Origin of the sequence: Halomonas sp. H10-9-1 (assembly GCF_040147005.1) — a bacterium.
Taxonomy (GTDB): domain Bacteria; phylum Pseudomonadota; class Gammaproteobacteria; order Pseudomonadales; family Halomonadaceae; genus Halomonas.
Genome location: NZ_JAMSHO010000001.1, coordinates 1763979 through 1785775, shown reverse-complemented (window position 1 = coordinate 1785775; position 21797 = coordinate 1763979). Strand labels below are relative to the sequence as shown.

The 21797-nt window shown below is 66.1% G+C and carries 18 protein-coding genes; 3 read left to right on the top strand and 15 right to left on the bottom strand.

The genetic code is table 11. The annotated features are described in order from the left end of the window. Positions 1 to 79: 79 nt before the first annotated feature. From NFH66_RS08220 to osmF, 4 genes are read right to left on the bottom strand one after another with little or no spacing between them, the layout of a single operon-like run. Positions 80 to 808, bottom strand: coding sequence for an ABC transporter permease (locus tag NFH66_RS08220; RefSeq protein WP_349609755.1), 729 nt, complete (start codon positions 806 to 808; stop codon positions 80 to 82). Further along, positions 805 to 1779 (bottom strand): ABC transporter ATP-binding protein, encoded by a 975-nt coding sequence (locus NFH66_RS08215; protein ID WP_349609753.1) that lies wholly within the window; start codon positions 1777 to 1779, stop codon positions 805 to 807. Before NFH66_RS08215 ends, NFH66_RS08220 begins: the two co-directional genes overlap by 4 nt. Then, positions 1776 to 2957: an ABC transporter permease gene (locus NFH66_RS08210; protein ID WP_349609752.1), complete on the bottom strand. Its 1182-nt coding sequence runs from the start codon at positions 2955 to 2957 to the stop codon at positions 1776 to 1778. Before NFH66_RS08210 ends, NFH66_RS08215 begins: the two co-directional genes overlap by 4 nt. A gap of 4 nt (positions 2958 to 2961) precedes the next feature. Next, positions 2962 to 3873 (bottom strand): glycine betaine ABC transporter substrate-binding protein OsmF, encoded by a 912-nt coding sequence (gene osmF / locus NFH66_RS08205; protein ID WP_349609750.1) that lies wholly within the window; start codon positions 3871 to 3873, stop codon positions 2962 to 2964. Between the two features lie 94 nt (positions 3874 to 3967). Between osmF and NFH66_RS08200 the strand changes: the two genes are divergently transcribed. Further along, a complete protein-coding gene (locus NFH66_RS08200) occupies positions 3968 to 4945 on the top strand; it encodes a DUF1853 family protein (protein ID WP_349609748.1) in 978 nt (325 codons plus the stop codon). Between the two features lie 109 nt (positions 4946 to 5054). Here NFH66_RS08200 and NFH66_RS08195 read toward each other — a convergent pair whose 3' ends face one another. From NFH66_RS08195 to NFH66_RS08180, 4 genes are all read right to left on the bottom strand, one after another. Further along, complete coding sequence (locus NFH66_RS08195; RefSeq protein WP_349609746.1) at positions 5055 to 5357, bottom strand: helix-turn-helix domain-containing protein; 303 nt, start codon at positions 5355 to 5357, stop codon at positions 5055 to 5057. Beyond that, positions 5357 to 6520 (bottom strand): type II toxin-antitoxin system HipA family toxin, encoded by a 1164-nt coding sequence (locus NFH66_RS08190; RefSeq protein ID WP_349609744.1) that lies wholly within the window; start codon positions 6518 to 6520, stop codon positions 5357 to 5359. The genes NFH66_RS08195 and NFH66_RS08190 overlap by 1 nt, the downstream gene beginning before the upstream one ends. Positions 6521 to 6919: 399 nt before the next feature. Continuing rightward, on the bottom strand, positions 6920 to 8392 hold the full coding sequence (cysS, locus tag NFH66_RS08185; protein ID WP_349609742.1) for a cysteine--tRNA ligase: 1473 nt from the start codon (positions 8390 to 8392) through the stop codon (positions 6920 to 6922). Position 8393: 1 nt separating this feature from the next. Next, positions 8394 to 10106, bottom strand: coding sequence for a glutamine--tRNA ligase/YqeY domain fusion protein (locus NFH66_RS08180; protein ID WP_349609740.1), 1713 nt, complete (start codon positions 10104 to 10106; stop codon positions 8394 to 8396). Between the two features lie 363 nt (positions 10107 to 10469). Here NFH66_RS08180 and NFH66_RS08175 point away from each other — a divergent pair, with 363 nt between their 5' ends. Both NFH66_RS08175 and NFH66_RS08170 read left to right on the top strand, forming a co-directional pair. Further along, a complete protein-coding gene (locus NFH66_RS08175) occupies positions 10470 to 10967 on the top strand; it encodes a peptidylprolyl isomerase (RefSeq protein WP_349609738.1) in 498 nt (165 codons plus the stop codon). A 79-nt stretch (positions 10968 to 11046) separates the two neighbouring features. Then, positions 11047 to 11808: a UDP-2,3-diacylglucosamine diphosphatase gene (locus tag NFH66_RS08170; RefSeq protein WP_349609736.1), complete on the top strand. Its 762-nt coding sequence runs from the start codon at positions 11047 to 11049 to the stop codon at positions 11806 to 11808. On the opposite strand, the gene NFH66_RS08165 is transcribed toward NFH66_RS08170, so the two are convergent. From NFH66_RS08165 to tig, 7 genes are all read right to left on the bottom strand, one after another. Beyond that, on the bottom strand, positions 11783 to 12841 hold the full coding sequence (locus NFH66_RS08165; protein WP_349609734.1) for a CobW family GTP-binding protein: 1059 nt from the start codon (positions 12839 to 12841) through the stop codon (positions 11783 to 11785). The genes NFH66_RS08170 and NFH66_RS08165 overlap by 26 nt on opposite strands. 199 nt (positions 12842 to 13040) lie before the next feature. Continuing rightward, positions 13041 to 14855 carry a SurA N-terminal domain-containing protein gene (locus NFH66_RS08160; RefSeq protein WP_349609732.1) on the bottom strand — a complete coding sequence of 605 codons (1815 nt, stop codon included), beginning with the start codon at positions 14853 to 14855 and terminating at the stop codon, positions 13041 to 13043. A gap of 162 nt (positions 14856 to 15017) precedes the next feature. Continuing rightward, positions 15018 to 15290, bottom strand: coding sequence for a non-specific DNA-binding protein Hbs (hbs, locus tag NFH66_RS08155; RefSeq protein WP_349609730.1), 273 nt, complete (start codon positions 15288 to 15290; stop codon positions 15018 to 15020). 177 nt (positions 15291 to 15467) lie between these two features. After that, positions 15468 to 17873 (bottom strand): endopeptidase La, encoded by a 2406-nt coding sequence (lon, locus tag NFH66_RS08150; protein ID WP_349609728.1) that lies wholly within the window; start codon positions 17871 to 17873, stop codon positions 15468 to 15470. 264 nt (positions 17874 to 18137) lie between these two features. Continuing rightward, positions 18138 to 19418: an ATP-dependent Clp protease ATP-binding subunit ClpX gene (gene clpX, locus NFH66_RS08145; protein WP_349609726.1), complete on the bottom strand. Its 1281-nt coding sequence runs from the start codon at positions 19416 to 19418 to the stop codon at positions 18138 to 18140. 109 nt (positions 19419 to 19527) lie between these two features. Beyond that, a complete protein-coding gene (clpP, locus tag NFH66_RS08140; RefSeq protein ID WP_349609724.1) occupies positions 19528 to 20148 on the bottom strand; it encodes an ATP-dependent Clp endopeptidase proteolytic subunit ClpP in 621 nt (206 codons plus the stop codon). Between the two features lie 96 nt (positions 20149 to 20244). Further along, entirely contained in the window at positions 20245 to 21606 is a 1362-nt protein-coding gene (gene tig, locus NFH66_RS08135; RefSeq protein WP_349609722.1) for a trigger factor, read from the bottom strand. Positions 21607 to 21797: the final 191 nt, after the last annotated feature.

The following is a 21797-nucleotide window of genomic DNA, read 5'->3' as shown; positions in this document are numbered from 1 at the left end:
CAGGCGACGTTAACGTAAACTGACGGATATCGACAGCCGAAAGGACTCCTTCTTTCGTCGATAGTGACAGATGATCTTGCTACCTTGCGAGCAAAAGTCGTGCAAAGAAGCTGTCCACCGCCAGCGCCAACAGTCCGATCAGGACAGCTCCCTGGAGAATATAGGCGGTGTTACCGTTGACAATGCCGGCGATAATGGGCGCGCCGAGGTTGCTCGCCCCCACGGTGGCCCCCAGCGCCGCCGTGGCGATGTTCACGGTGACCGAGGTGCGGATGCCGGCGAGGATGATCGGTGCCGCCAGGGGCAGCTCCACCTGCCATAGCCGCTGGCCGCCGCCCATGCCCATGCCACGGGCGGCCTCCTGCACCGCGGGGTCGAGCCCCTCGAGTCCGGCCAGCGTATTACGCACGATGGGCAGCAGCCCGTAGAGCAGCAGCGCCACGATGATCGGCCAGGTGCCGAAGCCCAGCACCGGCACCGCCAGGGCCAGCACCGCCACCGGTGGGAAGGTCTGCCCCATGGCGGCAAACTGCGCCACCAGCGGCAGAAAATCACGGCCGCCCGGCCGCGTGACCAGGATCGCCGCACCGACGCCGATCACCACCGCCAGGCCGGAGGCGATGGCCACCACCTGGACATGGCGCGCCAGCAGGGTCAGCAGATCGGCCTGGGGGTAGAGCACCCGACGCGCCTCGGGCTCGCTCCAGCGCAGCAGCGGCTCGAGCCACTCGCCCCCCAGCGCCAGGACCAGCAGCACGGCGAGCCATACCAGCGGCGCCGACCAGCGCCTCACCAGGGACCTGTTCACGAATCACTGCCTCCCTCGTCCTCAGGCCGATCTGCGCGGCCGGCACCGACGATGCGCCGCAGCGAGATCTCGCCGACCGGCAGCGCCTCGTCGTCGACCACCGCCAGCCTGTCGGCATGCTCGCGAAACATCACCGCCAGGGCCTGGCGCAGGGTGGCGTCGCGATGCACCCGGGCCTGGGGCAGCAGGCGCGGCGAGAGCGCTCGCATGCGCTCGGCGACCCGGGTAATGGCGGCCTCCTTGAGGCCGCGATCGTCGCCCCCCAGCAGCGACGCCACGAAGTCATCGGCCGGCGCCCGCAACAGCTCGAGCGGCCTGCCCTGCTGGACGATGCGCCCGGCATTCATCACCACCAGGTGGTCCGCCAGCGCCAGGGCCTCATCCATATCGTGGGTCACGAAGACGATGGTCTTCTGCAGGCGTGACTGCAGGTCGCGCAGCTCGGCCTGTAGTCCCTCGCGGGTAATCGGGTCCAGGGCACCGAAGGGCTCATCCATCAACAGGATATCGGGATCCGCCGCCAGCGCCCTGGCCACCCCGACGCGCTGGGCCTGGCCACCCGACAGCTGAGAGGGGTACTTGTCGGCGAACTGCTCGACCGGCAGCCCGAGCAGCGCCATCAGCTCCTCGACGCGCTCGTTGACCCGGGCCGCCGGCCACTTGAGCAGCCGCGGCACCAGGCCGATGTTGCGGGCCACGCTCCAGTGGGGAAAGAGCCCGGTACTCTGGATGGCGTAGCCGATCCGCCGGCGCAGGATCCGCCCGTCGAACTCGCGAATCGGGCGCCCATCGATATGGATCTCGCCGCCATCATGTTCGATCAGGCGGTTGATCATGCGCAGGGTCGTGGACTTGCCGCAGCCCGAGGTGCCCACCAGGGCACACAGCTCGCCCCGCTTGATCGTCAACGAGATGGCATCCACCGCCGTCTCGCCACCGAAACGCTTGGTGACGCTCTTGAGCTCGATCATGGGGTGGCTCCCGGGGCCAGGTCGGTACGCGGGTCGAGGCGCCGGCCGAGCGCGCCCAGCAGGGCATCGGCGGCCAGTGCCATGGCGAGTATCGGCAGGGCGCCGAGCAGCACCAGGTCCATGGCCGCCTGCCCCAACCCCTGGAAGATGAAGGTGCCCAGCCCCCCGGCGCCGATCAATGCCGCCACGGCGGTCAAGCCGATCGCCTGGACCGTGGTGATGCGCACCCCCTCGAGCACCACCGGCAGGGCCAGCGGCAGGCGCACCTGGCGAAACACCTGGCCACGGCTCATGCCCATGCCGCGTGCCGCCTCCAGCACGCCGGGGTCCACCGCGGAGAGCGCCACGAAGGTGTTGCGCACCATGGGCAGCAGGCTGTAGCCAAGCAGCGCCAGGAAGGCCGGCGCCCAACCGATGCCGCTCACCCCCAGCGCGGCGAGCCACTCGAACCGAGAGGCGAGCCAGGCCAGGGGCGCCAGCATCAGGCCGAACAGCGCCAGGCTGGGAATGGTCTGCAGGAAATTGAGGAGCGCGAAGCCGAGACGCTCGACGCGAGGGTTCTGGCGCATGGCCAGGGCAATCCCGGCCCCCACCACCAGGCTCGTCCCCACCGCGCCGCCCACCAGCAGCAGGTGGTCGACCAGCGCCTCGAGGAAGGCATCGCGGCGGCCCGCCAGCTCCTGCCAGAGGGCCAGGGGCTTGAGCCAGCCGGCCATCAGCCACCAGCCCCCCACGACCGGCAACATCAGCAGCGCCAGCCGCCACCCGGCAAGCGCCAGGCGAGACCGCAGCTCGACCAGCAGCAGGCAGAGCCAGAACAGCGCAAGCCACCAGGCCGCCCCGATGCCCAGCCGCGCCTGGGGCAGCTCAGGGTCGAGGCGCTGCTGCGCCATCAACGCCAGCCAGCCCGGCAGCGCCAGCAGCAGCAACAGGGTTAGGCCAAGCGCCAGACGATAGCCGAGCCTGCCAGGCCGCCAGGCCAGCGCCAGCAGGCCGAGCAGCGGCAGGCAGCTCGCCAGCGCCAGCGGCCAGCCGATGGCCGCGACGAGGGTGTAGGCGGTACCGGGCACGATGCGGTTGGGGGCGACACTCCCCAGCGGCAGCGCGAGCCAGGTCGCCAGTGCGACCAGCGCCAGCGCCGGCACCACCCGGTTGATGGGCGCGTGCCTGCGCGGCACCCGCTCACTCCTCCAGGCTGGCGAGGAAGTCGGCGGCCACGTCGGCCGGGGCGCGACCGTTCACCGCCACGTCACCGTTGAGCCGCTGCAGGGTATCGAGATCCAGGGCCGCAAAGAGCGGCGCCAGCAGGCCCTCGATCTCCGGCCAGGCCTCCAGCACCTCGTCACGCACCACCGGCGCCGGCTGGTAGACCGGCTGCACGCCCAGGGTGTCCTCCAGCACCATCAGATCCAGCGCCTTGAGGCCACCGTCGGTGCCATAGGTCATGGCGGCATTCACGCCGCTGGTCTGCTGGGCGGCAGCGCGCATGGTGGACGCGGTATTGCCTCCGGAAAGCACCAGCAGTTGGTCGTCGCCCAGCGTAAAGCCGTAGGCCTGCTGGAAGGCCGGCAGCGCCTGCTCGGATTCGACGAACTCGGCACTGGCGGCGAGCTTGAGCGCTCCGCCCTCGGCCAGGAAGGCCGCCAGGTCCTCCAGGGTCGCCAGCCCATGCTCGCGGGCCAGCTCGCCGCGCAGGCTGATCGCCCAGGTGTTGTTGGCCGAGGCCGGCGTCAGCCAGGTCAGGCCATTCTCGACGTCCCGCTCGCGGACCGTCTCATAGGCGGCCTGGGGGTCGTGCCAGACATCGCTGTCGGTCATGTCGAAGAAGAAGGCGCCGTTGCCGGTGTACTCCGGGTAGAGGTCGATCTCGCCGGCCAGCAGTGCCTCGCGCACGATGCTGGTGGCACCCAGCTGCAGACGCTCCTCCACCTCGACGCCGCCGGCCTCGAGGCGCTGTATGATCAGCTCGCCCAGCACCGAGCCCTCGGTATCGATCTTGGAAGAGACCGTGACCGGCTCCTGGGCATGCAGAGGCGTGGCGCCAAGTCCAACGGCGGCGGCGAGAGTGGTGAGGCAAAGCAGGGGACGTCGCATGGCGGATTACCACCTGACAGGTCATGAATGTAGTCTGAGTATAAGGAAACAAGGGATTACCTGCAGCGCCACCACCAACGCACAGGATGCTTGCATGTCCACCGATGCCCTGCCCCTGCTGGATCGCTGCCACCATCCGCTGGTCCGGGACCTGGCGTGGCTGCTGCTGGCCCCCGACCTGATCCAGATGCCCTGGCCGGGCCGCCCGAGCCGGGCGACACTGGGCCTGGAAGATGACGACCGCACCGCCCGCTGGCTGGATACCCTCGAAGCCTGGCCCCAGCCGCTGGAGCGGTGTGTCGGCAATACGCTCAATGGCCGCATGGGGCTCTACCACGAGCGGCTCTGGCAGTTCCTGCTGGCCTGGGCGCCGGGCACCGAGCTGCTCGCCCATAACCTGCGCATCATGAGTGGCAAGCTGACGCTCGGCGAGCTGGACCTGCTCTACCGTCGCCATGGCGAGGCCTCGATCACCCACCTCGAGGTCGCCATCAAGTTCTATCTGGGGCTTTGCGAGGGACCCGGGGAGCCCGACAGCCAGGCGCGCTGGATAGGCCCCGGCGGCGCCGACAGCCTGGCCGGCAAGCGCGAGCACCTGCACCGCCACCAGCTACGACTGACCGACTTGCCGGAGACACGCGACGCCATTAGGGCCAAGCTGGGTTGGCACCACCATGGGCGCGACGAGCTGGCGAGCCTGGAACCCCGGGTGGCCATGCCCGGCGTGCTCTTCGCCCCCTGGCACCGCCCCCTGCCACCGCCCCGTGAGGCGAGCCCCGACCACCTGCGCGGCCGCTGGCTCTGCTGGCCGGACTGGTCGCGCTTCCACGAAACCCTACCCCGCGATACCCATGGCGCATGGCTACACAAGCCCCACTGGCTCGCCCTGCCCCGGCCCGAGCGCCTGCCACCGCTGCACGACCTGGAGTCCCAGCTCAGCGAACACTTCCGGGTCCCGGCCGCCCCGGTGCAGATCGCCCTCTGGCACCCCGACACGGGCTGGCGGCGACTCTTCCTGGTCGCCGACGACTGGCCAAGGCAGATACCGCTGCCGCCCTATCCCGACAACTGACGTTCCGGCGGCAGCCGCAGATCGTTCAGCACGGGTCTCGATTAGAGCTCGGCCTTCTCGGCAGTGACATAGCGAAAGGGGGTGTAATCCAAGCGGGCTCCCAATTGACTTACTCACTGATGTTCAACGCCTGCGCCAACAGGCTGCGCTTGCGCGGCAGCAGGCTGACCTCCAGCCCCAAGGGCCGGTAGACACGATTCTTCACCTCCAGGGTGACATTGCCCTTGTCTCCCTCAAGATCCGACAGGGTGCGCCGGCTGATACCCACGATGTCTGCATAGCGGGTCTGGGAAAGTCCCAGCACGTCCCGGCGCAGGGCACGCAACAGCTGGCCATCGGTCAGCTCGCTTGCATAGAAGCGCTGGAGCAACTCCACCAGCGCCGCTTCACGGTCATCGACATGGCGTGGCATCACAATAACCCCCAGCGCTTGAAGCGCGTACTGAGCGTGCGCAGTCCTACCGTGGGCATATCCAGGATTCGCGAGGGAACACCGCGCAAGGCCAGACGCTCATCGAGCCCCTCGAGATCGCACGCCAGCTGCCGGAGCGCCTCCATCAGCTGCTCGGGCTCCATGAGATCCGACAGAGATTTCGCAACGGCGTACCAGTCGTATTCGCCCCCAGCCTCGAGCGGTGGCCCCCACTGGGTGGTACGCGTGACGCCTTCGGGGTCAGCACGCATCGGGGCGAAATCGTAGACTGGTGAGAGCCAGATGCCGTCAGGGCGCTTCAGCAGCGCGGTATTGCGGCCATGGTTGTCGGAGTTGCCGAACGCGATGTTGAGCAAATCGCGCCGCACCCACTCGATGACAAAGGCCGGTACATCGAAGGGTCCTCCAAGCTCTTGGACACGATACTGCGCCTGCAGCAGGCCCACCAACCGGCGAAGCGTCTCACCATGGCGCAAAAAGGTGCCGGGCGCCGCCCCCAGCAGGGAGTAGACGGATTCCAGGCCGTAGCGAGTCCAGACACCGTTCTGGTGGCGCATATCGAAGCGCGGCAGCCAGAGAGAGGGGTAGCGCTCCCCTTCCATCAGTCTCATGGCCCCCGTCTCGATGGTATCGATGCCCAGTGACGCCAGCTCCTGGTAGTAGTGGTACTCGGCACGCAGAATATCGCAGTCGTCGGCTGAGCGGCTTCCGCGGGGAAACTTCACCAGCATCGGCAGATCCGGGCGGTGAGCATCTTCCTGCCAGGTATCGATCCAGACCTGCTCGTCCGCAGTGAGCCGGAGCAACAGCTTAGGTGCCTCGCCACCGGCCCCGGTCGCCCCGCCGCTGGCCGCCCCCATCTGCTGAGCGTACTCCAGAAAGTCGACATCCCGCTCCACTACGCTCTGCACCGGGAAGCGCCGCTCTCCCAGGCTATCTCTTAGACGCTCGTCGGGCACTGCCTCCTTGATACGCAGGTTGCCGACCGGCGCAATGGTCCCACGAGCCAGGAGCTCCGCATCCTGGCGCCCAGTCGAAAGGTGATGGATGCCGAGGTAGTCCACCCAGAAGCGACGACTGGCTCCCGCCGGCATGATGTCCTCCAGGAAGCCGAACCAACGCGGTGCCTCATGCGTCAGCATCAACTCTACCGGAAGCAACAGGCTGCAGGCATGCATGTCATCGTGAAACATCCACTCGATGGCATAGTCCGTTGCATAGCGAAGCCTGGAAACGCCATGGCTCCCGCGCTCCGGATCTGGCAGTGAAACCTGGGCAGCATCATGCCAGGCCTCGTCGAAATGGATTTGCAAGGTAAGCTTCGAGGCAGTCAATGTGCAACATTCCACTCAAATATGACAACACGTCATATATTATGCGAAGTATCACGCACACTTTCCATGGAATCCTGCTTTCTTGCGCAGGTAAATGCACATAATCGATAGCGAGAAACTGCCGACGCCCGGCTCCCTGCGAGTCGCTTCAGGGAGCCGGGCGTCGGCATGAGGCTTGGATGTACCGGTCTTGAAAACCGGCAGTGATCAGGGCTTCTCGAACACCCAGCTGGTGCCTTCCCGGGAATCCTTGAGGATGATGCCCAGCGCCGCCAGCTCGTCGCGGATGCCGTCGGCGGCGGCGAAGTCCCTGGCCTGCTTGGCCGCGGCGCGCGCGTCGATCTTGGCCTGGATCTCCGCCGCGGAGAGCGGCAGCTCAGCGGCACCGGCCTTGAGGAAGGTCGCCGGGTCCTGCTGCAGCAGGCCGAGGATGCCCCCCAGGCGCCTGAGTTCGGCGGCCAGGGCCGGGGCCTGCGCGGGCGCCTCCTTCCTCGCCCGGTTCAGCTCGCGGGCCAGGTCGAAGAGCACCGAGAGCGCCTCGGGGGTGTTGAAGTCATCATCCATGGCGGCGGTAAAGCGCGCGTCGAAGCGGCTATCCACCTCACCTACCGACTCCACGCCTGCAAGGGAAGGCCCTTCGAGTGACCGCCCTTCGAGTGACAGCTCTTCAAGAGCCAGCCCTTCGAGTGACAGCCCTTCGAGTGACAGCCCTTCGAGTGAGTTGTAGAAACGCTCCAGCGACTTGCGGGCCTCGGCCAGGGACTCCGGCGCATAGTTGATCGCGCTGCGGTAGTGGCTCGCCACCAGCAGGTAGCGCACCACCTCGGGGTCATGGTGCTCGAGCACCTCGCGAATGGTGAAGAAGTTGCCCAGCGACTTGGACATCTTCTCGTGATTCACCCGCACCGCCCCGGCGTGCATCCAGGTATTCACGAATGGCTTGCCGTTGGCCGCTTCGGACTGGGCGATCTCGTTCTCGTGGTGCGGGAAGGTCAGGTCCGGCCCGCCGCCATGGATATCGAAGGTCTCGCCCAGGCAGCACTTCGACATCGCCGAGCACTCGATATGCCAGCCGGGACGCCCCTCGCCCCAGGGCGATGGCCAACTCGCCTCGCCGGGCTTGGCGGCCTTCCACAGCACGAAGTCGAGCGGGTCCTCCTTGTGCTCGTCCACCTCCACACGTGCTCCCGAACGCATCTCGTCGAGGTCACGGTTGTTGAGCTTGCCGTAGCCCTCGAAGCGGCGCACACGGTAGTAGACATCGCCATTATCGGCCGCGTAGGCGTATCCCTTGGCGATCAGAACCTCGATCATGGCCAGGATGTCATCGATATGCCGGGTCGCCCGCGGCTCATGATCCGGGGACAGCACGCCAAGGCGCGCCTCGTCCTCGTGCATCGCCGCGATCATGCGCTCGGTCAGCGACGCGATCGTCTCACCGTTCTCGTCGGCCCGGCGCAGGATCTTGTCGTCGATATCGGTGACATTGCGCACATAGGTGACGTCATAGCCCCGATGGCGCAGATAGCGGGTAATGACGTCGAAGGCCACCATCACCCGGGCATGCCCCAGGTGGCAGTAGTCATAGACCGTCATGCCGCAGACATACATCCGCACCTTGCCCGGCTCGATGGGCGTGAAGGCTTCCTTGCGACGGCTCAGCGTATTGTAGATCTGCATATCAACCCTTCTGCTTGTCCTGGTCACTCTTCTGGCCGTCCTTCTTCTGAACCTTGGCCCAGCCGTCCTTCAGCCCCACGGTACGGTTGAACACCAGGCGGCCCTCGGCGGCGGCATGACGGTCGGCGCAGAAATAGCCCATGCGCTCGAACTGGAAGCGGCTCTCGGCCTCTGTCCCGGCCAGGCTCGGCTCGCCCACGGCCTGGCAGACCACCAGCGACTCGGGGTTCAGGTGCTCCAGGAAATCGGCATCCTTGTCCTTGTCCGGCTGCTCCTCGAGGAAGAGGTTGTCGTAGAGTCGCACCTCCATGGGCACGCCATGCTCGACGCTGACCCAGTGGATCACGCCCTTGACCTTGCGCCCTTCCGGATTCTTGCCGAGGGTGTCCCAGTCCACCGAGCAGCGCAGCTCGGTGACCTCGCCGGCAGCGTCCTTGATCACCTCGTCGCAGCGGATCACATAGGCGTTGCGCAGCCGCACCTCCTTGCCCGGTGCCAGGCGGAAGAACTTCTTGGGCGGCTCCTCCATGAAGTCGTCCTGGTCGATATAGATCTCGCGCGTGAAGGGCACGCGGCGCACCGGCATATCCTCCCGCGCCGGGTGTCCGGGCACCTCATAGATCTCCTCATGACCCTCCGGCACGTTGGTCAGCACCACCTTCAGCGGCTTGAGCACGGCCATGGCCCGCGGCGCATTGTCCTCGAGGTCGGCGCGAATGGCGTGATAGAGCATGGCGATATCCACCAGGCCGCCGTCGGCGCGGGTCACCCCGATCATCTCGCAGAACTTGCGGATCGAGGCCGGCGTATAGCCGCGCCGCCGCATCCCGGAAATGGTCGGCAGGCGCGGATCGTCCCAGCCATCGACAATGCCCTGATCCACCAGCAGCTTGAGCTTGCGCTTGGAGGTCAGGGTGTAGTTGAGGTTCAGGCGCGCGAACTCGATCTGGCGCGGCTTGGCCGGCACCGGCAGGTTGTCGAGAAACCACTCGTAGAGCGGACGGTGATCCTCGAACTCCAGGGTGCAGATGGAGTGGGTGATCCCCTCGATGGCGTCGGACTGGCCATGGGTGAAGTCGTAGGAGGGGTAGATCTTCCACTTGTCGCCGGTCTGGTGGTGCGTGGCGTGGCGAATGCGGTAGAGGATCGGATCGCGCAGGTTGATATTGGGCGAGGCCATGTCGATCTTCGCCCGCAGCACCCTCTCGCCCTCGGCAAACTCGCCGGCGCGCATGCGCTCCAGCAGATCGAGGTTCTCCTCGGGGCTCCGCTCGCAATAGGGGCTCGGGCGACCCGGCTCGGTCAGGGTGCCGCGGTATTCGCGGATCTCGTCCGGCGAGAGGTCGTCGACATAGGCCTTGCCCTCGCGCACCAGGTGCTGGGCCCAGGCGTAGAGCTGGTCGAAGTAGTCGGAGGCGAAGCGCACCTCCCCCACCCACTCGAAGCCCAGCCAGCTGACGTCCTCCTTGATCGCGTCGATATAGGCCTGCTCCTCCTTGGCCGGGTTGGTGTCATCGAAGCGCAGGTGACAGTCGCCACCGAACTGCTCGGCCAGCCCGAAGTTGAGACAGATCGACTTGGCGTGTCCGATATGCAGGAAGCCGTTGGGCTCCGGCGGGAAGCGGGTCACGATCTTGCCGTCGCGGCCGGCCTCGATCTCGTCACGAATCTGATTGCGAATAAAGTTCGGCGCGCTGGTGGTGTCGGTGGACATAGTGGGAAAATCGACCTCTGAATTGAAGGGTGCGGGCCTGGTGGCATAAGTGCAAGGCAGCTGGCGGCCATGAAACCAGGGGCGCCGGGGGAAGTCACATGCACGGCATCGCTCGAGGCTGATCCGGCGACAGGCCTGCGAGGAGGCGCTGTGAACCCCTCCCTGGGCGCTACCGACGCCATCCCTGGCGTAGGACCTCCTCTTCGGCCTGTCCCCGGCGCCTCTCGCTACAGGCAACGCCGGCCGCCCAACGCCGATGTGCCCCCCTTGCTCGCTTCGCGCATGGAAGCAAAACCGGTATTATAGCGCCACGCCCACGGGCAACGCCAAGGCGAAGCCCTTTTAACACTCAGGAACTTACCCATGATCGTTCTGCAGACCACCTACGGCGACATCAGCGTCGAGCTCGACCACGAGAAGGCCCCCAAGACCGCCGCCAACTTCGAACAGTATGTGCGCGACGGCTTCTACGACGGCACCCTCTTCCACCGCGTGATCGAGGGCTTCATGATCCAGGGCGGCGGCTTCGACGAGGAGTTCAACCAGAAGCCGACCCGCGACCCGATCGAGAACGAAGCCGACAACGGCCTGGCCAACGACAAGGGCACCCTGGCCATGGCGCGCACCCAGGATCCGCACTCCGCCACCGCCCAGTTCTTCATCAACGTCGCCGACAACACCTTCCTCAACCACAGCGGCAAGTCCATCCAGGGCTGGGGCTACTGCGTGTTCGGGCGCGTGGTCGACGGCATGGACGTGGTCGAGAAGATCAAGAACGTCGAGACCACCCGCCGCGGCATGCACGCCGACGTGCCGGCCCAGGACGTGCTGATCGAAAAGGCCTACGTGAAGGAAGCCTGATCCGCCTGCCCTGCCCCTTCCGGCGCCCGCCCCGTGCGGGCGTCTTGCCCTGCGACGCACGACCCGGGAACCCACCACCATGGCCACCCTGCTGATTTCCGACCTGCACCTCCAGCCCGGCGCCCCCGAGATCACCGAGGGCTTCCTGCGCTGGCTGGAAGAGCGCGCCTGCGGCAGCGATGCCCTGTATATCCTCGGTGACTTCTTCGAGGCCTGGATCGGCGATGACCTGCTGGACCTCGCCGGTGCCGACCCCACCGGCAATGCCGACCTGGCCGCGCGCATCACCCGTGCGCTGAAGCGCCTGGCCGAGGACGGCACCGAGATCTTCCTGATGCACGGCAATCGCGACTTCCTGCTGGGCGAGCGCTTCGCCCGGGAAGCCGGCGCCACCCTGCTCCCGGAGCCCAGCGTGGTCGAACTCGGCGGCCAGCCGATACTGCTGATGCACGGCGACACCCTGTGCACCCGCGACGAGGCCTACCAGGCCTTCCGCGCCCAGGCCCGCCATCCGCTGTGGCAGCAGCAGGTGCTGTCGATGCCCATCGACCAGCGCATCGCCCTGGCCGGCCAGCTGCGTGCCCAGTCCGGCGAGGCCAACTCCAACAAGGCCGAGGACATCATGGACGTGACGCCCGAGGAGGTGGTCAGGGTGATGGCCGAATACGGCGTCACCACGCTGATCCACGGCCACACCCACCGCCCCGCGGTGCATGAGCTCGAGGTCGACGGCCAGCCCGCACAGCGTATCGTGCTGGGCGACTGGCAGCCCGCCAAGGGCTGGGAGATCGTGGTCGACGGCGGTGCGCCGCGGCTCAAGGCGTTTCCACTGGACCGCTGAGACAGCTCTGCAACAGCGCCTCCAGCGACTCGGCGTCGGGCAACTCCCCCGCCTGGCCGATGACCTCGAGACGCGAGTCGCGCCGCCAGGCGCTGTCGGTGAGGCTCACCGCACCATCGGCGCGATTGTAGAGCTTCCAGCCGGCAGCGGTGTGAAAGACCCCCTTCACCCGGAGGGAGCCCGGCAACCCACCCAGGCGCTCGCCCAGGCGATCCAGATCGAAGAGGTCCCGCGGATGCCAGCGCCACCCCAGGGTGGCGTGGCCCAGGGCGCGGCCGGCCTCCCGCCGGGGCCTGCCCGGCTCGGGCAGCGCCTCGGCAAACGCCTCCAGCACCACGCCCTGCATGCCATGCGCGTCGCCGGCCGCCGGTCGCAGCCGGCGATGGGTAGCGCTCTCGGCCACCCGCCGGGCTGACACCTCCCGCTCCCCCGCCGTCAGCCTCGCCAGGGGCAGCTCGGCGCCGGGCGCCTCGAGAATCCAGCCCTTGGGCGGCCACAGCCGCTCCAGCCACTGCCGCGCCGCGGCCAACTGGGACGGCGTGGCCAGGTCGATCATGGTCATGGCCACGCCATCGGCCATGGCGAGCTGGTCACGGAAGGTCTCGTGCTCCCGGGCACGCGGATCGTCCAGGCGGCGAGGATCGAGAAGGGCCACCACGCTACGCACGTCGAGCACCTCGGCGAAGGCCTCCCCACGCAGCACCTCCAGCAGCCCCGCCGGATGCCCCAGCCCCGAAGGCTCGATGATCACCCGGTCGGGCCGGTGGCGATGGAGCAGGTTGACCAGGGTCGCCTGCAGGACGAAAGCCAGCTGGCAGCAGAGGCAGCCCCCGGGAAGCCCCTTGACCACCAGGTCATCGCGGGACTCGAACATCGCCTGGTCGATGCCCACCTGGCCGAACTCGTTGATCAGTACCGCCCAGCGCTCGCCGGGCGGCTTCTGCTCGATCAAGTGGTGGATGAGCGTGCTCTTGCCGCTGCCCAGAAAGCCGGTGATCAGGTGGACGGGAATATTGACCAGGGGGGCGGGCATAAGGATCCTCTCGGGGGTCATAATGTTACATGATAACATTTCTGAAGGGATCAAGGGATCAAGGGGTCAAGGGATCAAGGGATCAAGGAACAAGCGGCAAGGGGGCAAGGGGGCAAGGAGTCAGCCGAGCCACGCAAAAGGAGCAAGCCAAGGGGATTCCTTGAAGCTTGCTCCTTGTCGCTGCCGCTTGCCGCAGGTCCTAGCGGCGAATCTCCGCCGCGCTGCGCAGGTGCTCGACCAGCCCCTGGATGGCGGCCTGAGCGCGCAGGCGCTCGGCCATGGAGGCGACGAACTGCTCGACCTGCTCATCGACCTCGCCTTCACCGACCGACTGAAGGGCGATGATCACGGCACGCTCGCCATCGACCACCCGGCCATACGCGGGGGACTCCCCCTCCGGAGTCGGCAGTCGGAAGGCCGCGTCCACCAGGGTGCGCGACAGGCCCTGGCTCTGCTGGCGGCTGACCGCCTCGGCCTGCTGCCAGTCGAGCTCGACCGACTCGCCGTCGCGCAGCGCGGCGACCAGTTCATCGGCCCGGGCACGCAGCGCGTCGCGCCGCAGCCCGGCCTCGACTTCAGCGGCCACCGCGTCGCGCACATCAACCAGCGGCAGGGTGGTCGCCTCGCGGTGCTCGGCCACGCGCAGCACCAGGCGGCGGTCGTTATCCAGCTCGATCACCTCGCTGTTGTAGCCCTCCTCGAGCACATCGGCACTGAAGGCCTGGGCCATCACACCCGGCTCGGAGAGCACACCCTCGGCGGCGTCGCGGGAGACCCAGTCGCTGGTCTGAAGCTCGAGCCCCAGGTCCTCGGCGACGCTCGCCAGGTCATCGGCGGCAAAGCTCTCATCGATCAGCTGCTGGGCCCTGTCGTTGAACTCGCCGGAGACCCGGCTCAGGGCCAGCTCGCGGCGCAGGTCGTCACGCATCGACTCGAACGGCTCGCGCTCCAGCGCGGTCACGGTCAGCAAATGCAGGCCGTTGTCGGTCTCGACGATCTCCGACACCTCGCCCTCGCCCAGGGAGAAGGCGGCCTCGTCGAAGGCATCGCCGAAGAAGCCGCGGCTGACCACGCCCAGGTCGCCCCCCTGCTCGGCGGAGACCGTGTCGTCGGAGACCCGGGCGGCCAGCTCGGCGAAGGGCTCCCCCTCGGCGAGGCGCGCCTGCACCTCCTCCAGCTCAGCCATCGCCTCCTCGCGGGTACGCTCGGCGCCGAAGCTCAGCATGATGTGCGAGAGGCGGCGATCGGCGCCGGCGGTCTGCTCGCGCCAGGCGTCGCGCAGCGCCTCCTCGTCGACCTCCACCTGCTCGGCCATCGCCTGGCGGTCGAGCACCACGTAGTTCAGGCGCACCTGCTCGGGCCGCCGGAAGTTGTCCTGGTGCTCCGCGTAGTACGCCTCGATGGCCGCCTCGGAGGGGACGATCTCCTCCAGCGAGCTGCCATCCAGGGCCGCGTGGCGGAAGGTCCGTGTCTGGCGCTGCAGTTCGGCCAGGCGCCGCTCTTCGCTGGGCAGGCTAAAGTCGCTGAACGCCAGCCCCTGCTGCAGCTGCTGCTGCTTCATGTCTCGACGCAGCTGGTCGCGAAAGCCCACCGGCGTGTAGCCGGCACTGGCCAGGCGGTTGCGGAACAGCTCGCTGTCGAAACGCCCCTCCTGGTCCTGGAACTCGGGCAGCGACACGATGATCTGGTCGAGCTGCGCCTCGGAGAGGTGCAACCCACCCTGCTCGGCATACTGGCTCAGCACCTTGTCGGTGATCAGCTCATCGAGCATCTGGCCACGCAGCGCGCGCTCCTGCTCGGGGGGCACCTGACCGCTGCGGATGGCCCGCTGTACGGTCAGCTCGAGCTCCTGGCGCATGATCGGTTCACCGTTGACCTCGGCGACCTCGTCACCGCTGTTGCCGAACAGGCCCACCAGCGACTCAACGCCGAACAGCGCCATGGTCACGACCACTGCCCCGACGATGATCTTGGCTCCCCAGCTTCGGGAGCGGTCTCGAATACTTTGCAGCATGCTGGCCTCGGAAGTGTTGCCTCGAAATGGATAGCGAGTAGGGACTGGAGTCCGTAAAACGAAGACAGGCGCACCGCCGGGGGCGATGCGCCTGTATCAATCAACCATCGGCGGTCAACCGTCAGCGGCGCGGGCGGCGCGCATCTCCAGATTGACCCAGGATCAGTTGACGGAATCCTTCAGCGCCTTGCCGGCCTTGAAACCGGGTACCTTGGCCGCCTTGATCTCGATTGGCTGGCCGGTCTGGGGGTTGCGACCGGTACGCGCGGCACGCTCCTTCACGAGGAAGGTACCGAAGCCGACGAGGGAAACACTGTCGCCTTTCTTGAGGCTATCGGTCACGGCTTCCACCATGGCATCCAGGGCACGCGCGGCAGAAGCCTTGGGAATATCGGCAGACGCGGCGATGGCTTCGATCAGCTCAGACTTGTTCACACTTCACCCCTTGACTTTTTCGGAAATTGGCTCCAATCGAACCGGCATTTCAACCGACAAGCACGATCACAGCATGAGGTAATTTATAGCAATGCGGAGAAAGCGCTGTCAAGCAACATTCGGGGCAAAGCCCCACCATATCAGGCTTTGAGCAAAATAATGGTGGGGAAATTGATCTCAATGCGTGCTGATCATTGACTGTGATGAAGCGGCATCTTCGGAACGGGCCTCCCCCTCGGATTCCTCATTCCTTTTAGCTAATGCCACCGCAAGCACCTCGTCGATCCAGCGTACCGGCCTGATATCGAGAGCCTCCTTGATATTATCCGGCACCTCCTTGAGGTCCCGGCGATTTTCCTCGGGTACCAGCACGGTCTTTATACCACCGCGCCTGGCGGCCAGCAATTTCTCCTTCAGGCCACCGATGGGCATCACTTCGCCGCGCAGATTGACCTCGCCGGTCATGGCCACATCGCAGCGCACCGGCCGACCGGTATAGGCAGAAACCATGGCAGTGACCATGGCGATACCCGCGCTGGGGCCATCCTTGGGCGTGGCGCCCTCGGGCACGTGGATATGCAGGTCTTCCTTCTCGAAGCGCTCGGGGTCGATGCCCAGGGAGAGCGCTCGGGCGCGAACCACGGTGTGGGCGGCGCTCACCGACTCCTTCATCACGTCGCCCAGCGAGCCGGTCTTGTTGACGCGCCCCTTGCCCGGGGTCACCACCGACTCGATGCTGAGCAGCTCACCCCCCACCGAGGTCCAGGCCAGCCCGGTGACGCGACCGACCTGATCCTCCTGATCGGCCAGCCCGTAGCTGTAGCGGCGCACCCCAGCATACTCCTCGATATCCGCGGCGGCCAGCAGCATCGGTGGCTGGGCCCCCTCCTGGCTCTCCTTCTCGAGGCGCACGCGCAGCACCTTACGACACACCTTGGCGATCTGGCGTTCCAGCTCGCGCACCCCGGCCTCGCGGCTGTAGTAGCGGATCAGCTCGAGCAGCGCCTCATCGGAGAACGCCAGCTCGTCATCCTTGAAGCCGTTGGCCTTGAGCTGCTTGGGCACCAGGTAGCGCGTGGCGATGGCCAGCTTCTCGTCCTCGGTGTAGCCGGGCAGGCGGATCACCTCCATGCGGTCGAGCAGCGGCCCCGGGATGTTCATCGAGTTGGCGGTACAGATGAACAGCGTCTCGGAGAGGTCGTAGTCCAGCTCCAGGTAGTGGTCGCTGAAGGTATCGTTCTGCTCCGGGTCGAGCACCTCGAGCAACGCCGAGGCCGGGTCACCGCGATGGTCCATGCCGATCTTGTCAACCTCATCGAGCAGGAACAGCGGGTTCTTGACCCCGGCGCGGGACATGCGCTGGATGACCTTGCCCGGCAGCGAACCGATGTAGGTGCGCCGGTGGCCACGGATCTCGGACTCGTCACGCACCCCGCCCAGTGCCAGGCGCACGTACTTGCGGTTGGTGGCACGCGCGATGGACTTGCCCAGCGAGGTCTTGCCCACGCCGGGCGGACCCACCAGGCACAGCACCGGCCCCTTGAGCTTCTTGACCCGCTTGTGCACCGCCAGGTACTCGAGGATGCGCGCCTTCACCTCGTCAAGGCCGTAGTGATCCTCGTCCAGCACCTTCTGGGCATGGACCAGGTCATGCTTGACCCGGGTGCGCTTCTTCCACGGCACCGACACCATCCAGTCCAGGTAGGAGCGCACCACCGTGGCCTCGGCAGAGTTGGGCGACATCATCTTCAGCTTGCCCAGCTCCTGGACGGCCTTGTCGCGGGCCTCCTTGGGCATGCCGGACTCCTCGATGGCCTGCTCGTACTTCTCGGCCTCGTTGGGCACGTTCTCGAGCTCGCCCATCTCCTTCTGGATGGCCTTCATCTGCTCGTTGAGGTAGTACTCGCGCTGGGACTTCTCCATCTGGTCCTTGACCCGCGAGCGGATACGCTTCTCCACCTGCAGCAGGTCGATCTCGGACTCGATCAGCGCCATCAGGTGCTCGATACGATCGCGGACCCTGTCCATCTCCAGCAGCTGCTGCTTGTCGTCGATCTTCAACGACAGGTGCGCACAGATGGTATCTACCAGGCGGCTGGGGTCCTCGATGCCGGAGAGCGAGTTGAGCACCTCGTTGGGCACCTTCTTGGACATCTTGACGTACTGCTCGAACTGGTTGAGCAGCACGCGCACCAGCGCCTCCTGCTCACGCTCGGTGAGCGGCACGCTCTCGCGCAGCAGCGCCTCGGCGCGGGTGTAGGTCTCGCCGGCGTGCAGCTCACCGACATCGGCGCGCGACACACCCTCGATCAACACCTTGACGGTGCCATCGGGCAGCTTGAGCAGCTGCATGATCTCGGCCACGGTGCCAATGGCGAAGAGATCATCGGAGTCGGGGTCATCCTTGCTGGCCTCGCGCTGGGCGACCAGCAGCACACGCTTGTCTGCGCTCATGGCGGCGTCCAGCGCCTGGATCGACTTCTCGCGACCCACGAACAGGGGAATGACCATCTGCGGGTAGACGACCACATCCCGCAGCGGCAAAAGGGGCAGACTCAGGGTCTGTTCAGCGTTCTGCTGCATCGCAGACGTACCTCAAGGAAATCGAAGGGATGCCCCTGGGAATGGGGGCGACCGGGAGACTTTGCAAGACGGCCGGCCGGCAAAAGGCCGTTCATCGCCAGCGGCGTGTGCCAGCTCGGCAATGCGTCGTGGGAGGTCGAGCTTCATTGTGGGAGGCCGGCGTCACATTGTTCTGCCAATACCCCAAAAAACGGGAGCCCCCATGCCTCCCACCGGACGGGCCGGCGCTGGAGACAGGGGGCTCCCGTAGTAAGCCCCAATGGATCAGCCGCCGGTACCGTCGCTCGCGGCATCCTGCTGCTGCGAGTAGATCAGCAGCGGCTCGCTCTCGCCGCTGATCACCGAGGCGTCGATCACCACCTTGCTGACACCCTCCAGCGAGGGGATCTCATACATGGTGTCGAGCAGCACCGACTCGAGGATCGAGCGCAGGCCGCGGGCGCCGGTCTTGCGTGCCATGGCCTTGGCGGCCACCGCGCGCAGGGCGTCATCGCGGAACTCCAGCTCCACGTTCTCCATCTCGAACAGCTTGGCGTACTGCTTGACCAGCGAGTTCTTCGGCTCGGTGAGGATCTCGATCAGCGCATCCTCGGTGAGCTCGGCCAGCGTCGCGATGACCGGCAGACGCCCGACGAACTCGGGAATCAGGCCGAACTTGACCAGATCCTCGGGCTCGACGGTGGCCAGGATATCGCCCACCGGCTTGCTGTCATCCTTGCTCTTGACCTCGGCATTGAAGCCGATACCGCCCTTCTCGGCGCGGTCGCGGATCACCTTGTCGAGCCCGGCGAAGGCGCCGCCGACGATGAACAGGATATTGGCGGTGTTGACCTGCAGGAACTCCTGCTGCGGATGCTTGCGCCCGCCCTGGGGCGGCACCGAGGCGGTGGTACCCTCGATCAGCTTCAACAGCGCCTGCTGCACGCCCTCCCCCGACACGTCACGGGTGATGGAGGGGTTATCCGACTTGCGCGAGATCTTGTCGATCTCGTCGATGTAGACGATGCCGCGCTCGGCCTTCTCCACATCGTAGTCGCACTTCTGCAGCAGCTTCTGGATGATGTTCTCGACATCCTCGCCCACGTAACCCGCTTCGGTCAGCGTGGTGGCATCGGCGATGGTAAACGGCACATTGAGCAGCCGCGCCATGGTCTCGGCGAGCAGCGTCTTGCCGCTGCCGGTGGGGCCGATCAGCAGGATGTTCGACTTGCCAAGCTCGACGTCATCTTTCTTCACGTCGGAGCTCAGGCGCTTGTAGTGGTTATAGACCGCAACGGACAGCACCATCTTGGCGCGGTCCTGACCGATCACATAATCGTCGAGGGTGTGACGAATCTCGCGAGGCGTCGGCAGGCGCTCGTCGTCGCTCTCGGCATCGGCATCGAGCACCTCCTCGCGAATGATGTCATTGCAGAGGTCGACACACTCATCACAGATATAGACGGACGGGCCGGCAATGAGCTTGCGCACCTCGTTCTGGTTCTTGCCGCAGAACGAGCAGTAGAGCAGCTTGCCACCGTCGTCCTTGCCTTTGCCGTCGGCCATTCGCTTACCTCTTTTCATGTTGGTGATGCTTGCCGCGGCCGGCACCACCGAGCTCACAACGGCGGCCTTCGCCGCCGGGAACAATCAGCATGTAATGGGAATCACGCTATCAGGATGTGGGCCGCTTATCCAGCACGGCGTCGATCAGGCCATACTCGGCGGCCTGGCTGCCGTCCATGAAGTTGTCACGATCGGTATCCCGGGCGATGGTCTCGATATCCTGGCCGGTGTGGTGCGCCAGGATGCGGTTGAGCTTGTCGCGGATACCGAGGATCTCACGGGTGTGGATCTCGATGTCCGAGGCCTGGCCCTGGTAGCCACCCAGCGGCTGGTGGATCATCATCCGCGAGTTGGGCAGGCAGAAGCGCTTGCCCGCCGCGCCACCGGCCAGCAGCAGCGCGCCCATGCTCGCCGCCTGACCGATGCACACGGTGGAGACGTCGGGCTTGACGAACTGCATGGTGTCGTAGATCGACATGCCGGCGGTCACCGAGCCACCCGGCGAGTTGATGTACAGATGGATGTCCTTGTCCGGATTCTCGGACTCCAGGAACAGCAGCTGCGCCACCACCAGGTTGGCCATGTAGTCTTCCACCGGACCCACCAGGAAGATCACACGCTCCTTGAGCAGGCGGGAATAGATGTCGTAGGCACGCTCGCCGCGCGCGCTCTGCTCGACCACCATGGGCACCAGGCCGCCGGCATTCTGGATATCGAACTCGTTGCTCATCTGCGTGTTGTCCTTGCATCCGATGAATGGAAGCGACGATGAAGGGAAGCGAAGTGAAACGGCGCCCCGGCATGAGCCGGGGCGCGGAGGCATCGATCAGGCCTGGCGCTCTTCGCCGGCCTCCTCGCTGCCCTCTTCCTCGTCGGCCTCTGCCTGCTGCTGGGCCGCGGCCAGCGCGTCCTGGTAGGACATCTCGACATCCTTGACGGTGGCCTGGGCCAGCAGCACGTCCACGGCCTTCTCTTCGAGGATAGCGGACTTGACCTGGGTCTTGAGCTGCTCATTGCCCATGTAGTGCTCGACCACCTGCTCGGGCTCCTGATACTGCTCGGCGAGCTCCTGGACCCTGGCACGGATCTCGTCGTCGCTGGCCTCCAGCGCGTTGGACTTGATCACCTCGGCCAGCAGCAGGCCTACCTCGACACGGCTCTTGGCCTGCTCCGCGAACAGCTCGTTGGGCAGCTGGGAGACATCGAAGTCCTCGCCCAGGCCAAACTGCTGGGCGGCCTGGCGCTTGAGGCCGTCGGTCTCCTGCTGGACCAGCGCCTGGGGCACCGGAATCGTGTTGGCCTTCTGCAGCGCGCCGAGCACCTGCTGCTTGACGCGGTTGTCGACGGCCTGGCTGGCCTCGCGGCTCATGTTCTTCTTGACCTCGGCGCGGAACTTGTCGAGATCGCCGTCCTCGACACCGAACTTCTGCACGAACTCGGCATCGATCTCGGGCAGGGTCTGGCCCTTCACCGCATGAACCGTGACCTTGAAGGTGGCCTCCTGTCCGGCCAGGTTCTCGGCCTGGTAGTCCTCGGGGAAGGTGACCTTGATCTCCTTCTCTTCGCCGGCCTGGGCACCCACCAGCTGCTCCTCGAAGCCGGGGATGAAGCTGCCGGAACCGATCACCAGGTCGTGACCCTCGGCGCTACCGCCCTCGAAGGGCTCATCGCCCAGGAAGCCCTGGAAGTCGATGGTCAGCTGGTCGCCATCCTCGGCGGCACGCTCGACCGTTTCACGGGTGGCGTTCTGCTTGCGCAGGGTCTCGATCATCTCGTCGACGTCGGCCTCGGTCACCTCGACCACGGGACGCTCGACCTCGGCGCCCTCGATGGGCGCCAGCTCGACTTCCGGGTAGACCTCCAGGGTCGCCACGAACTCGAGATCCTTGCCCGTCTCGTTGACGGTAGGCTCGATCTGCGGGAAGCCGGCCGGGTTGAGCTCGTTCTCGGAGATGGCGCGCACGTAGCGCTCACGCATCACCTCGCCCACCACCTCGTTGCGCACGTCGCTGCCGTAGCGCTGACGAATCACCGACATCGGCACCCTGCCCCGACGAAAACCGTCCATACGAACGTTCTTGGCGGCATCCTTGAGACGGGCATTGACGGCCTCATCGATCTCGGCGGCCGGTACTTGGACCGTGATGCGGCGTTCGATCTGGGAGGTCGTATCGACGGAAACTTGCATGAAATGTCCTCTACCGACTGGGGGCATCGTGTTGCGTGAATGAAAATTCAAAGGGGGGATTTTATGAATCCCGCCCGGCACTGGCAAGCGCCATGGCGAGAGAAATGGGGGCGACGCGAGTGATTACAAGGCTCGGCGACACATCCCACGCCAAAAACGCCGACGCCTGGGCGACCGCGGACTATAAACCG